The sequence below is a fragment of the Bianquea renquensis genome, from assembly GCF_014384895.1.
Taxonomy (GTDB): Bacteria; Bacillota; Clostridia; order Lachnospirales; family Bianqueaceae; genus Bianquea; species Bianquea renquensis.
Genome location: NZ_JACRSQ010000005.1, coordinates 95,861 through 109,261 on the forward strand (window position 1 = coordinate 95,861; position 13,401 = coordinate 109,261).

At 48.7% G+C, this 13,401-nt stretch carries 12 protein-coding genes and 4 tRNA genes; 5 read left to right on the top strand and 11 right to left on the bottom strand.

The genetic code is table 11. The features are described 5' to 3' along the window. Window positions 1–67: 67 nt before the first annotated feature. Window positions 68–913: an AraC family transcriptional regulator gene (locus H8730_RS05185; protein WP_177719684.1), complete on the top strand. Its 846-nt coding sequence runs from the start codon at window positions 68–70 to the stop codon at window positions 911–913. Window positions 914–1,002: 89 nt separating this feature from the next. Here the strand turns inward: H8730_RS05185 and H8730_RS05190 are convergent, their stop codons facing one another. From H8730_RS05190 to H8730_RS05210, 5 genes are all read right to left on the bottom strand, one after another. Continuing rightward, window positions 1,003–3,276 (bottom strand): glycoside hydrolase family 31 protein, encoded by a 2,274-nt coding sequence (locus H8730_RS05190; RefSeq protein WP_249289520.1) that lies wholly within the window; start codon window positions 3,274–3,276, stop codon window positions 1,003–1,005. Window positions 3,277–3,489: 213 nt separating this feature from the next. Continuing rightward, window positions 3,490–3,870 (bottom strand): NifB/NifX family molybdenum-iron cluster-binding protein, encoded by a 381-nt coding sequence (locus tag H8730_RS05195; RefSeq protein ID WP_177714389.1) that lies wholly within the window; start codon window positions 3,868–3,870, stop codon window positions 3,490–3,492. Between the two features lie 1,546 nt (window positions 3,871–5,416). Further along, window positions 5,417–5,968 carry a Uma2 family endonuclease gene (locus H8730_RS05200; RefSeq protein ID WP_177714388.1) on the bottom strand — a complete coding sequence of 184 codons (552 nt, stop codon included), beginning with the start codon at window positions 5,966–5,968 and terminating at the stop codon, window positions 5,417–5,419. 308 nt (window positions 5,969–6,276) lie between these two features. Then, window positions 6,277–6,894 (bottom strand): Uma2 family endonuclease, encoded by a 618-nt coding sequence (locus H8730_RS05205; RefSeq protein ID WP_346726555.1) that lies wholly within the window; start codon window positions 6,892–6,894, stop codon window positions 6,277–6,279. Window positions 6,895–6,992: 98 nt separating this feature from the next. Next, on the bottom strand, window positions 6,993–7,205 hold the full coding sequence (locus H8730_RS05210) for a helix-turn-helix domain-containing protein (RefSeq protein ID WP_177714387.1): 213 nt from the start codon (window positions 7,203–7,205) through the stop codon (window positions 6,993–6,995). 158 nt (window positions 7,206–7,363) lie between these two features. Here H8730_RS05210 and H8730_RS17555 point away from each other — a divergent pair, with 158 nt between their 5' ends. Further along, window positions 7,364–7,549, top strand: coding sequence for a helix-turn-helix domain-containing protein (locus H8730_RS17555; protein WP_177714391.1), 186 nt, complete (start codon window positions 7,364–7,366; stop codon window positions 7,547–7,549). 92 nt (window positions 7,550–7,641) lie between these two features. Here H8730_RS17555 and H8730_RS05220 read toward each other — a convergent pair whose 3' ends face one another. After that, window positions 7,642–8,196: a Uma2 family endonuclease gene (locus H8730_RS05220; protein WP_249289524.1), complete on the bottom strand. Its 555-nt coding sequence runs from the start codon at window positions 8,194–8,196 to the stop codon at window positions 7,642–7,644. A gap of 10 nt (window positions 8,197–8,206) precedes the next feature. After that, complete coding sequence (locus H8730_RS05225; protein WP_249289526.1) at window positions 8,207–8,497, bottom strand: hypothetical protein; 291 nt, start codon at window positions 8,495–8,497, stop codon at window positions 8,207–8,209. A 277-nt stretch (window positions 8,498–8,774) separates the two neighbouring features. Here H8730_RS05225 and H8730_RS05230 point away from each other — a divergent pair, with 277 nt between their 5' ends. Further along, window positions 8,775–8,978 carry a hypothetical protein gene (locus tag H8730_RS05230; RefSeq protein WP_177718230.1) on the top strand — a complete coding sequence of 68 codons (204 nt, stop codon included), beginning with the start codon at window positions 8,775–8,777 and terminating at the stop codon, window positions 8,976–8,978. Window positions 8,979–9,029: 51 nt separating this feature from the next. Here H8730_RS05230 and H8730_RS05235 read toward each other — a convergent pair. The 4 genes from H8730_RS05235 to H8730_RS05250 all read right to left on the bottom strand — a co-directional run bounded on the left by H8730_RS05235 (window position 9,030) and on the right by H8730_RS05250 (window position 9,461). Beyond that, window positions 9,030–9,101, bottom strand: a tRNA-Gly gene (locus tag H8730_RS05235). Window positions 9,102–9,194: 93 nt separating this feature from the next. Next, a tRNA-Met gene (locus tag H8730_RS05240) sits at window positions 9,195–9,268 on the bottom strand. Window positions 9,269–9,309: 41 nt separating this feature from the next. Then, window positions 9,310–9,383: transfer RNA gene (locus H8730_RS05245), tRNA-Ile, on the bottom strand. Between the two features lie 6 nt (window positions 9,384–9,389). Continuing rightward, window positions 9,390–9,461, bottom strand: a tRNA-Glu gene (locus tag H8730_RS05250). A 261-nt stretch (window positions 9,462–9,722) separates the two neighbouring features. Here H8730_RS05250 and H8730_RS05255 point away from each other — a divergent pair. Together H8730_RS05255 and H8730_RS05260 are read left to right on the top strand one after the other, a co-directional pair. Next, window positions 9,723–12,431 carry a calcium-translocating P-type ATPase, PMCA-type gene (locus tag H8730_RS05255; RefSeq protein ID WP_177719873.1) on the top strand — a complete coding sequence of 903 codons (2,709 nt, stop codon included), beginning with the start codon at window positions 9,723–9,725 and terminating at the stop codon, window positions 12,429–12,431. Between the two features lie 140 nt (window positions 12,432–12,571). Continuing rightward, entirely contained in the window at window positions 12,572–13,399 is an 828-nt protein-coding gene (locus tag H8730_RS05260) for an endonuclease VIII (RefSeq protein WP_249289528.1), read from the top strand. Window positions 13,400–13,401 lie beyond the last annotated feature (2 nt).

Here is a 13,401-nt window from a genome sequence, read left to right on the forward strand (position 1 = left end):
AGATATAAAACAATGTAGAAAGAGACTATATACATGGAGAAATCAACTAAATCCTGGAGGTGATCGATTGGATAGCCAATCATTTTACCGATTGGAAGACGGCATCGATTGTAATGAAATCGCCATGGACCGTCATCTGGTGATCAATTGTACTGGACTGTGTGTGCTGCCGAACCACTTTACGTCCCATGCTCCCCAGGGCCGCAACGATTACTACTTTTTGTATCTGTGCAAGGGAAAACTCAACATGCAGGTGGAGGGCACAATGCGCCCTATGCTGCCGGGCCAGGCGATGGTCATGTACCCAAAGCATGAATATCGGTATCAGATGATGGGGGAGGAGGAGATCCGATATTATTGGGTTCATTTTACAGGGTTTGGGGCGGCCTCGATCCTGGAGGAATGCCATGTTCCCTGCGGGAAGCTGCTGACCATCGGGAGCAATGATGAAATCATCCGGCAGATCAAACAGATGTTCACGGATTTTATCCGCCGGGAATCCTGGTATCAAGTGGCGGCGGCCAGTAGATTTATGACCGTTCTTACAATTGTCGGCCAATGTCTGACGAATGCAACTCGAAAGATCGGACAACTGGACCGGATTCTGACCTCTCTTCATTTCATCCATCATCATTACACGGAATCTCTGACACTGGATGCTCTCGCAGCCATGGAGCATCTGAGTGTAAGCCGGTACCGGACGGTCTTTCGAGAGTGCATGGGCACATCGCCGCAAAGTTTTATCATCGATCTCCGGCTGCGGCGTGCCTGTGAGCTGATGATGCAGACAGATTTGCCCTTAAAGCAGATTGCCCAGATGGCAGGGTATGAAGACCCATTATATTTCAGCCGACTCTTTAAAGAACACTTTGGCATGCCGCCTAGCCAATATAAAGAAGGGATCCGAATATAAGATCCAGGTCCGCCTCACGGCGGACGATCCCATAGAAAAAACTCCATCCCACCATGGCCGTTTTTTGCAGTGATGGGATGGAGTTTGGATTATTTGGCTTCTTGTATCACGACCCGCAATTCATGATCCCCAATGGCGTCAGCCTGAAGACACAGAATTCCCGATTTAGCAGGGCCGCACCAGCCTTCGTATGAAACCGTGGCCTCTGCGGGCTGGCCGTTGAGAGTCACAGTGCCGGTGGCATTCAGACCGTAGAGTTTAATTTGATAGCGACGGTTAGCGGTCTGTCCCTCGAATTGGCCGCATCTCGGGCCGATGGTGACCAAGGTTTTGGAATCATGGCGGACCGCCGTTATGGCGGTCGTGGCGAACGCGCCGTTGAGATGGCGGTTGGATTCTCCATCGTCTTCATAGAGAACAAAGCAGCTTTTTTCCCGTGAAGGGTAAATATTTAAAACGAGTTCCTCCGTGGTGCTTGTCTCCACGCTGTCCCTGGCAGCCCAAGTTGGAATGATGGCCCCTTCCTTGATGAACAGCGCGCCTCCGGCGTGGGAGGGGTAGACTACGTCGAGCTGCTGTCCACCTTCTTCGATGCTCTCGTCAGTCCAAGCGTCGATCCAGCGGCCGCTAGGAAGAGTGATTTCCTTACAGAAGGCACCCACGAGAAGGAATTCGCCGAACATATACTGGTGAAGTAGGGTATCCACCTGTTCCAATTCAGGATAGACGAGAGACATGGCCCGCATAACAGGAAATCCTGTGGTTGAGGCCTGATGCGCTGCGGTATAAATATAGGGGATCAGCTGATTGCGGAGAGTTGCGTAGAATCGAAATGTCTCCTTCAACGGTTTTGTCAGAAACCAGGGATGCCTCCAGTACGCCCAGCTGGAGAGCTGGGACCAGGTCTGAAAGAACCCGCAGTGGATACCTTCCGCTGTGAAAACATCCATATCACAGCTTGTGTTAGAGTGGCCAGAAAGACCATGGTTTAGCATGGAAACCAGGGACTTAGGGCCGCCTCCTGTGTCGCCAGCCCAGGTGGCACTAAAACGCTGTATGCCGGTGTATCCACCTGAGCTATAGATCATGCTTCTTCGGCCAGTGTACGCTTCAAAGCCAAGGCTCATCTGTTTATTCAGGATTGCGGGGTAGAGGTTGTGCATCTCCTCATCGCACATACCATTTCCCCACATCCGGTCCGGATGCTCATTGACCTGGTAGGCGCCATCAAGCTTGAAGGCACAGGCGCCCTGATCCACAAATTTTTGCAGGTGCTGGAACCAGGGTTCCTCAGGCTTTGTGATCTTGTCCATTTTCAGGGCGCCGTGGCCAAAATGTTCATCCTTTTCAAAGTCGTCCTCATGGAAGGTTGGCGAATTGTCCGTGGAGTCGTAGCGATTGTTTCCCAGAAGAGCCTCCTCGTAAAAGCTCAGGTCATAATCACAGCAGAGCCACAGGCTCAGGCGAAATCCCAACCGCCTGGCGGCGCTGATGAATGTTTCCGGCGCATTGGGGGCCCAAGGGGGAAGATAAAACCGGTGGGAATCCCAGTTTTTCTCCGTGGTGGTGTCATAGTACTGGCTCATCCATCCCGGCTCCAGCCCGATGATGTCGCAGGGAATCTCTTCTCTGCGGAAGTTGAGGCAGTCATCCAGCATATCTTTGGCGGAAGCTTGCTGATTGCACACAAAAGTCAGGCCATAGGCCCATATAGGCAGGAGCTTCGGTTTTCCGGTCACGTCAGTGTAAGCGTTGAGAATCGCCCCGTAATCCTCGCCGGTAAACAGATAAAAATCCAATTCTCCGTGGCGTCCCCAAAAGCGAAGGACATCGGGAACATCACAGCCGGCATCGATGTAATGCTTCCATGTGGTATTGAGCAAGATGCCGTAGCCTTTCGAGCTCATCAGGAATGGAATGGGGACATAGCTGGCCACGTTACAGACCCACATCTTCTTTTTAAAGCCCCGGCGTTGAATGCATTCCCGGTTGACATCCCCCATGCCATACAGCCGTTCGTCCTCCGTGAGGCGAAATTGAACATCGAACCCTACTTTCTGTGAATTGCGGGGTGGTTTTGCGCTCTGGAGCAGAACCTTCCCGCTGGCGTCAAAGAGCATCAGGCTGCCATCTTTCTTTTGAAAGTGGAGTTTCGCTTTTCCCGTAGTCAGGGTAAGCGCATCCGCTGCCTCTTCGACCTTGAGGGGGAATGTCACCGCGGGTTCTTGTATAATGGAATAGCGGTTCAGCGCGGATTCCGGATCTCCTTCCTTCTGGATGCGAATGCGAAAGCATTGTTCCGACACGGCGGTGACCACTGCCGACTCACCGCCTAGCAAGGAATAGTGAAAAATAGATTCCATCTGATTATCTCCTAACTGTAATCCATTGGTTGTGATGGGTCCTATTATACTTTGGACGATGGGAAAAAGCAATCGTTCCGGCTGAAAAATACAGTGTTGTATTTTGGAATCTCACCGCCGTACAACAACAGAGGCTGACGCAAAACAGAATGAATTCTTGTTTTGCGTCAGCCTCTGTCGGACTATGGAGGAAAAGGTACAGCTGTCAGCTCGTCAATGGGAACAGGTATGGCCGTGGCAATGGCCTTCGCGGTGATCATGGTGGTGATGGCATTGGGTGTCAGGGTCATACTGCAAGGTTCCGCTGATAAACGCCTGAACCTGTTGGTCGGCGTCCCCGTGCACACCAGGGTACAATGTGATGCCAGCGCTGGCCAGCGCCTCTCGAGCGCCACCGCCAATCCCACCGCACAGCAGGACGGTTACGCCGTGGTTTTTCAGAAATTCAGCGAGAGCGCCGTGCCCGCTTCCGCTGGCGTCCAGAATTTGACTCGTCTGCAGGGATGAACCCTTAACCTCATAGACTTTAAATTGTTGGCAGTGTCCAAAATGTTGAAACACTTGGCCGTCTTCGTAGGAAACTGCAATTTTCAATTTACTCTCCATTTCTGCGCTGCATTTGTAACATAGTTTGTGTCGAGCAGCGCAAAGACACAAACTAACAGTGATATTCGCCGCTGGAATGATGCCGGCAGTTGGACCATGTCAAGGTGGCACATATATTTGGAGAAAGTACCCATGGCGATGCAACAATCTACAAGGTAGAAGAAGAGATGGTCAATATTCTATGAGACATCTATTTCTAATCCAAAATTTACCGCTCCGTCTCAACAAGTAAAGTATCAAGGTATTCATTTAGTAGGGGTTTCGCCCTACGAAAATAAGAAGGATTAATACGGTAATAAACCTCAGCTCCCTTTTTCTTAATTCGAATAATGACGAGTTCAGATGAGAGATCCTCTACATACCTTGATATAGATGTTCTCGCGAGGTTGAGTTTTCGTGACAATTGGGATATTGTCATATCGCGAAACCGTAATTCGTGGAGTATGTCAAGCTTAACCTCATGGCCTAGCGAAATCAAAACCGAAGTAGCCGACATGAAGTCATAGTTAACGGCTTGTAAATGCCGCAAAACAGAGCAGACATCACACCCTATTAGGAATGCATATCGATGTATGGTAGAATTATATGTACGCATAATCAAATATTTATGAAGATAGCAGACGGAATAAGTTTGTGCTTCAAACTTGCCAAGGTCACGCATCTTGTCGGGGTTACATCGTCTGACGATAGCTTGATTGTCTTCGGATATAAACTCCTGGATGACATGGCGCGTTTCCTCTTTTTGTCGATTGTGAAGCGACTCGATTGGAATCCGCAATTGGTTGAGATAGGCAATTAATTTCTGAACGAGCGCAGAGAAATGGTAAAACATAAAAGTAAAATGCTCGATGTCCACCCGTTTGCTGAGTAGGGCTAAAGCGTGCCCGATGCTTTCGCCATTTCGCCGGTGTATGTCATCAATCGATACGATATCCTTAAAATCGGATAAATAGTAAGAAAAAACGAAATATTTGAAAGTAAGAGTATGGGTTACCTTGTGAATAAAAGAGTCAATAGTATCTTCAAATAAATCAAAATTGGAATGAAAGAACTCGGAAAGGACGCAAGTGTTATGATTATACAAAAAGAAAAAGGGGTATAAGCAATCAGGGGGATCGAGTTTAGTCTTAGCTCTTCGAAGATCGTCATAGTAAGAGAACGAAGTTTCGATATTAAATCCATTATTCTGATAGTCAGTCTCGATAGTTTTTCTATTGAAGTAAAATATGTTATAGAATATCATATCATAAAAGATTCCAGCATCTTCATTTATATGCAAGATTACCCACTCCAATCTGCAAAATATATCCTAAGATTATCACAAATATGTGAATAATGCAAGAGGATTAACAAATTTTATAGTGAAGGGGAAATATTGCTGAATGTGTAGAAAAAAGCTCCCCTTTAGAGGCACGTAGTCAGCCGTTCTTGGTTCAGAACCAGGGTTGTAACAGCGCTTCTGACATTTAAACACAGAAACGGGTAGATTTATACCCATAGAAAAAGAACCCCCCATTTGGAGCTCTGAGAGGGGTTATGCAAGGTCTAGCTGGGTGAAGTCGATGCGGAGGTCTGCTAGGGTGTGAACTTTGATCGTGTCGCGGAAGGTATAGACTGCCGGGGTCAGCTCTTCCATCAGACGGTACGTGGTAATTGTCTCATTCATGGGGTTGACGATCCAATATTCTTTCACACCATGTTCCGCATATAGGGGAAGCTTTGTCAGGTAATCCCGGTGTGCGGTGCTGGGGCTTACAACCTCGATAATCCAGTCAGGGGCACCGATGCAGCCCTTCTTGGTGATCTTATTTCGATCGCAGATGACCATCAAGTCAGGCTGGACAATGTTGGGCGTGTCCTCCTCTTGGTGCTGGAAATAAACGTCAAATGGAGCCGAGAACACTTCACAAGTCTTTCCTTTTAAATACCCGTATACGGTATATTGAAGGAAATTAAGAATCCGTTGGTGTGTGGCACTCGGTCCAGCCATATAGTAAATTTCGCCGTCGATCAGTTCCACTCGTACGTCTTCGCCCAGGGCTTCCCAGTCGGCTAAGGTTGCTTTCTTGGTTTCGTATAGTGACAATGGGGGTTCACCTCCTATTCCTTAGTATTGCGTTTCATGGCCTCATCTATGGCACGATTCTGCGTGGAATTTGATTTTGTCCTTTTGTCCTTTTTCCATCCTCAACTTGACTTCATCATCCATTGTGACACTATTATATCATGTCTGTATATCGGGGGCAATATACAGACATGATATAGGAGCGGAGGCAGAATTGTACACCACCCTGCGCAGCCGGAAGAAAACCAGAAGCAAACAAACCGCCGCTCTTGGTTCAGAACCAGGGATTTATACCCAAAGAAAAAAACCATTTGGAGCTCTGAGAGGGGTTATGCAAGGTCTAGCTGGGTGAAGTCGATGTTGAGGTCTGCTAGGGTGTGAACTTTGATTGTGTCGCGGAAGGTGTAGACTGTTGGAAAGATATCCTGATCAGCCAGATGGTAGACGGTGATCGTTTCTCTGTCGGGGTTGACAATCCAGTATTCTTTGACGCCGTGGCGCAGATATAAACTTAATTTCGTAACGTAATCATGGGCCATGTTCCCAGGACTGACAATCTCAATAATCCAAGTCGGAGCTCCTTCACAACCGCGGGTGGACAGCTTATCTCTGTCGCAAATAACGCTGATATCTGGCTCTACAGCGTCGGTCGTTCCATCTTCATTGTGGAGATAGACACCGAAGGGAGCGGGATAGACCTTACAGGGCTTGCCCTCGAGATAAGACGCGATTTTTAAATGTAAAAAGCTTACACTTGCTTGATGCTTCCGGCTGGGCGGAGCCATGTAGTAAATCTCACCGTCGATCAGTTCTGCCCGGACATCTTCGCCCAGGGCCTCCCAGTCGGCTAAGGTTGCTTTTTTGGATTCGTGCAATGGCATGGGGTTCACCTCCACTTCATCAAGGATTAGGCTGTCCATTGCCTTTAGCTCTGCGGTGTCTTTCATGTGCTGCCGCCTAAGGGCCTTCATTTCAGATTCCACAGAGTCTAGCTTCTCTAGAATTAGGTCTAGCTTTTCGCTGTCTGTTATGGATGGTTCACCTTCTATTTTTCATCTGAGATGTATTCCATAAAGTCCCCGGGTTGGCAGTCTAAAAGATTGCAGACGGTTTCAATGTTTTTCCAGGAAATAGGCTTCCCTTCTCGTAACGATTGTATAACTCCTTCCGCCAGAAGTTTTTCCTTGCGTAAGACAGTGGTGTTATAGCCCTTTTCTTTTATAGCGGCAAGCACGTCTATTTTATAGACAAGTGGCAAGCGTGCCCCCCCTTTACTGATAGTATAGATCGCTTCTACTGTATCCAGTATAGCACATGAATACACAGAAATCAATGTATAATATGCACAAATTAATACACAGAATTTAGTGTATTAAATCAATTAAAATACACAGATATCTGTGCTATGATAGTATCATCAAAGACAGGGAGGCACCCAAAGACGACGCGCAGGGATTACACAATAAAGCGGTTGGCAAACTAGCCGAAGTGTCAAGGCTAACTGTATCCGCTGTAAAGAATGGCCGGTCATGCTCTGACGATACAGGCTGGAAGATAGCAGCGGCCTTAGATGTGGACTTGGCAGAAATCTTAGAGGATTAAGGGTATTCACTATCTGCCCACTTGTAATCGGCTCTTTGACAACCGACGTCCCCATACCAAAGAAAAGCCCCTTCACGGGGCTCTGAGAGGGGTTATGCAAGGTCTAGCTGGGTGAAGTCAATGCTGAGGTCCGCTAGGGTGTGAACTTTGATCGTGTCGCGGAAGGTGTAGGCTTCTGGGGAAATGTCTTGGTCCGCCAGATGGTAGACGGTGATCGCTTCTCTGTCGGGGTTGACAATCCAGTATTCTTTGACGCCGTATTCCGCGTAAAGGTTTAGCTTTGTCAAGTAGTCCCGTCTTGATGTGCTAGGGCTCACGATCTCTATAATCCATGTGGGGGCGCCTATGCAACCCTTCTTTGTGATCTTATCACGATCACAGATGACCATAAGGTCAGGTTGAACGATGTTGGGCGTATCCTCGTCTTCGTGCTGGAGGTAAACATCGAAGGGAGCAGTAAATACTTCGCAGGCCTTGCCCTCTAAATAATTTCCGATTTTTCGGGTTAGAAATGTGCTGATTCGTTGATGGTTAGCACTAGGACCGGCCAAGTTGTAGATCTCGCCATCGATCAGTTCAGCCCGAACATCTTCGCCCAGGGCTTCCCAGTCGGCTAAAATTGCTTTCTTGGATTCGTGTAATGGCATGGGATTCCTCCTATTCCTCATTGTCACGTTCCATGGTTTCATCTATGGCGCGAACAACAAAGGCATTCATACTTTCTTCCTGGCTCTCTGCATGAGCTTTAATAATTGCCTTTTGACCTTTAGGGACTCTTATGCGCACATCTTCAACGGCTTCTTTTAGGTATTTTGCATTAGCCTTGCGCCTAGCGTCGGTCTGCCCTGTATACGTGCTCTTCTTTTCTTGTGGCATAGCCTCACCATCCATTTCAATGGTTTTATTATGGAATAATGGGACGATAAAATAAATCAGCGCCTTTTCCATCTTTCATGATCATTATAGCATATGTAAATATGTGTGTCCATATACAATATGGCTAAACTTTTAATATATGTGTTCCCACATATATAAGGCTTGCCAATTGAAATACATGTACCCACATGCAAAGCTAATCTCATCAAAAGCAAGGCGCCCCAAGATGAGCATAACCGATATGGCTAGTAAGGCAAGAGAGCTAAAGGAATTGAAGAGAATGGCAGAGGATACATTGAAATTCTAGAAGCAGACACGACAATTGACGTCCTTCCTACAGGGGAAAGGAGTGTCAGATGAAGCAATAATTGCAGAAGAGAATCAAAAGCGCTGCGTTTCACCCATGACCGACAAGGAATTACAGCGAGCCAGTATAAGGGCCTCATTCCAAATTCAGAACGAAGTCGGGAAGAACTCCAGGAAATGGGGCGCAGAGGTGGAATCAAAAGCGGAGAAGTTTGCTGGGAGGTCGAAAGTTTCAAAAATTTCATGAACGAGCCATGAACTAAAAAAGGTCCCCCACCGGGAACCCGCTACATCAGCAAGCGCGAAACGGGATTCGAACCCGCGGCCCTCGCCTTGGCAAGGCGATGCTCTACCTCTGAGCCATTCGCGCAGATAAAAACAGCAATATGCAACAGCAATATGCAACAGCAATATGCAACAGCAATATGCAACAGCAATATGCAACAGCAATATGCTGTTGTAGTAGCGGAGGACAGATTTGAACTGCCGACACCGCGGGTATGAACCGCGTGCTCTCGCCAACTGAGCTACTCCGCCAAATTTTTCAACGATCCCCGAAAGGCGAATCGAAAGAAAAATGGGCCTTCAGGGACTCGAACCCGGGACCGTCCGGTTATGAGCCGGATGCTCTAACCAACTGAGCTAAAGGCCCGAAAAATGACCCGTGAGAGAATCGAACTCTCGTTACCGCCGTGAGAGGGCGGTGTCTTGACCGCTTGACCAACGGGCCATGTCCTAACGCGAAGATTATTATATCATAGGGGTTCGGGGATGTCAATACACATTTTACAAAATTTTTCCCCGCGGTGAGTCCGCCAAAGGCGGACCTGAATCCGAAGAACCGGAGAAAAAAGTTCGCGGAACGCGAACTTTTTCAAGTAGATCAGTAGAGCGGTTCTAAGCCGGGACATGTCCTCATATATATGCAATAGTGGCTTGCCTGTCCCAACAAAGGGAGGGAGAGCCAAGACTGTATGTGAGGTGGGAGACGATGTCCGGCAATGAACCAAAAAGACAAGAACAGCTGGGATTGAACTGGGGGCAGGTGGAAGAGTCCAGGCGCCAATATGGATCCAATGAGATTACAAGGAAAAAGGCAAAGAGTTTTGGACGGCGGTATCTCGAAAGCTTTGGAGATCCGACGATTAAAATTTTGCTTGTGGTCCTCGCGCTGAATGTCATATTTTTCCTTCGTAATTTTGACTGGTATGAATCGGTAGGGATTGCAATTTCAATCTTGGTTGCGACGCTGGTATCCACCATGTCGGAACATGGAAGCCAGGTAGCCTTCGATAAGCTTATGGCGGACGCCTCCAGGACGAAGTGTAAAATATGGAGAGGGAATGTGTTGGAGGAGCTGCCAGTTACAGATGTTGTTGTCGGTGATTATGTCAAGCTCCAGGCTGGAGACCGCATACCGGCAGACGGCATTTTGATTCAAGGGAATCTGGAGGTGGATCAATCGGCGCTCAATGGAGAGACGAAGGAGGCGCACAAGACCGCGGCCCCATATCTTCAAAAGCCTACAGAGCGAAGGCGAAATCTGCTGGATCCCCATACCCTGTTTAGCGGAAGCGTCGTGTGCGAGGGAGAAGGGATTTTATGGGTCCAATATGTAGGTGACGCAACCTTTTACGGGGATCTTGCAAAGGAATTGCAGATCGAGGACCAGGAGAGTCCTCTAAAGCGCCGCTTGGCAGATTTGGCGAAGACCATCAGTAAATTCGGCTATATGGGAGCCGCTTTAGTTTTTTGTGCATCGCTATTCGAATCCATCGGCCTGGATAATCATTTTGTCGGGGCCGCGATGCTGGCGCATGTGTCAGATCCGTACCGGCTCTTAGGGGACTTGTTAAAAGCCATTGCCCTGGCGGTTACGGTTATCGTCGTTGCCGTGCCGGAAGGGCTGCCCCTGATGATCACCGTGGTTCTGTCTTCGAATATGAAGAAAATGGTTAAAGACAATGTGCTGGTGCGAAAGCTTGTGGGCATTGAGACGGCGGGAAGTCTGAATATTTTATTTACCGATAAAACAGGAACTTTGACAGAAGGAAAATTGAGCGTTGCCAGTTATTTAAATGGAGATGGGACGGAGTTGGACACACCGCGGGATCTGCAAGCCTATCCCAATATATGGGAAATGTTTTATATTTCCTCCGTGTATAACAATAGCTCCCAATTGGGGCATGAAAACGGCAGGCCAGCGGTCATGGGCGGCAATTCTACAGACAGAGCACTGCTAGAATTTGCAGTGTCAGGGGGGCTTCCCCAGGAAAAATCCATTACAGTTTTGTCCACGATTCCCTTTAAAAGCGAAAACAAGTATGCGGCAGCCAGGATTGCAGGAGATTGGAACACGACGCTATTGAAGGGAGCGCCGGAAAAGATAGTATCCCGCTGTCGGTATTATTATGACATGTCGGGCAAGAAGCGGGAATTCACGGCTGAACTCTCCCTGCGGCGGAAGATGAAGGACATGTCGTCGCGGGGAATTCGGCTTCTGGCACTGGCCGTATCCGATGCGGAGGTGAGAGAGAAGACTTCCTTTCCAGAATTGACTCTTATCGGGATTGTGGGGATCCGCGATAAAGCGAGGAAGTCGGCAAGAGATAGCATCCGGCAGGTGACGGGGGCAGGCGTTCAGGTGGTGATGGTTACGGGGGACGGAAAAGATACGGCGGCGGCCATCGCCAGGGAAATAGGTCTTGTTGGCAGTCGCGATCCGGAGTGCGCGATCATGACCTCGGATGAACTCAATCGGCTAAGCGATGAACAGGTTAAGAGGATTTTGCCCTCTCTTCGAGTCGTAGCGAGGGCGCTACCTGGGGATAAAAGCCGGCTGGTGCGGGTGGCCGGGGAAATGGGTCTCGTGACAGGCATGACAGGCGACGGGGTGAACGACGCTCCGGCCTTGAAGAAGGCGGACGTTGGATTTGCCATGGGCAGCGGCTCTGAGGTGGCAAAAGAGGCCGGCGATATCATTATTCTAGATAATAATTTTCTATCCATCGGAAACGCGATTTTATACGGGAGAACCATTTTTAAGAGCATCCGAAAATTTATCATCTATCAGCTCTCCAGCAACGTATGCGCCGTGGGGATCTCTATTGTCGGGCATTTTATCGGCATCGATACGCCCATCACAGTCATCCAGATGCTGTGGGTCAATATGGTCATGGATACCCTGTCAAGCCTTGCCTTCGCCGGTGAACCACCCCTGGCTGAATATATGGAAGAAAAGCCGAAGCGGAGGGAGGATAAAATCATTAACCGCTATATGGCGTCCCAAATTGGACTGGCCGGGGGCTACACCATGCTTCTGAGTATTGCCTTCTACAAGCTGCCCCTGCTGCAGAATATGTTCCGCAGCGCGCCGGATCAGCGCTATCTTCTCACAGGCTTCTTTGGCTTTTTCATGTTTTCGTTTATCTTCAATGCCCTCAATGCCAGGACGCCGAGGATCAATCTGCTAGCCAATATTTGGAAGAATAAAGCCTTTTTAGGGATTATGGGGATGACGTTCGCCATACAGCTAGGACTGATCTATCTGGGAGGTCCCGTATTTCGGGCTTACGGATTGACTGCGAAAGAGTTGGCGTTTGTTATTTTGCTGGCGCTTTCCATTATTCCGGTCGATTTGATCCGCAAGATCTGGCTCCGCCGAAAGTCCTCAAAGGAAGAAATCGCACGGTTTTTATAGAAATGGATGGTTTTAAGTCTCTTGACCAGCTAACGCGCGTCAGCTATAAAACGCTAACGCGCGTTAAAAAAGATATACAATCCTCCTATTGTTGTGATATAATATAGGGCAAAGCAACCAAATAATGAGGAGGAGTCAGTATGATCGAAATTCCAGAAGCACAGACATTAGCCAAGCAGAGCAATCAGTTTCTGACGGGTAGGACCATGACAAAAGTTGAGGCAAACCATACCCCCCACGGATTCGCGTGGTACGCCGGCGATCCTGCACAGTATCCTCAAATTTTGACGGACCGCGTCATAGAATCCGCCTTTTCTGTGGGAGGGTTTGTGCGGATCCAGGCACAGGATTCGGAGATGGTTTTCTTCGACGGCGTCAACCTGCGCCTGATACCAGCCGGTACAAAGAGACCGGCCAAACATCAATTTATAGCGGAGCTGGATGACGGATCCGCGCTTGTGGTTACGACCCAAATGTACGGGGGAATCATGGCCTTCGCGAAAGGCGCGTGGGAGAACGGCTATTATCAAGTCGCGGCGGACAAGCCGTCACCGCTCAGCGATGAATTCTCTGAAGTGTATTTTGATAAGCTGTGCGCTGGCCTGCCGGGTAAGCTGTCAGTAAAAGCGCTGCTGGCAACGGAACAGCGGATTCCAGGACTGGGGAACGGAGTCCTCCAAGATATTTTGTTTATTAGTGGAATTCACCCAAAGAAAAAGCTATCTGCGCTGACAGACGAAGACAAAGAGCGTATCTATCACGCAATCAAGACTGTGCTGCGGGAGATGACGGATCAGGGCGGCCGCGATACAGAAAAGGATCTATTGGGCGCGCCAGGAGGGTATTCGACAATCCTCAGCCGTAAGACCGCCGGGACACCGTGCCCACGGTGCAATGCCATCATCAAGAAAGAAGCCTATCTCGGCGGAAGCATCTACTACTGTCCTTCCTGCCAACAAGCGGAGTGAAG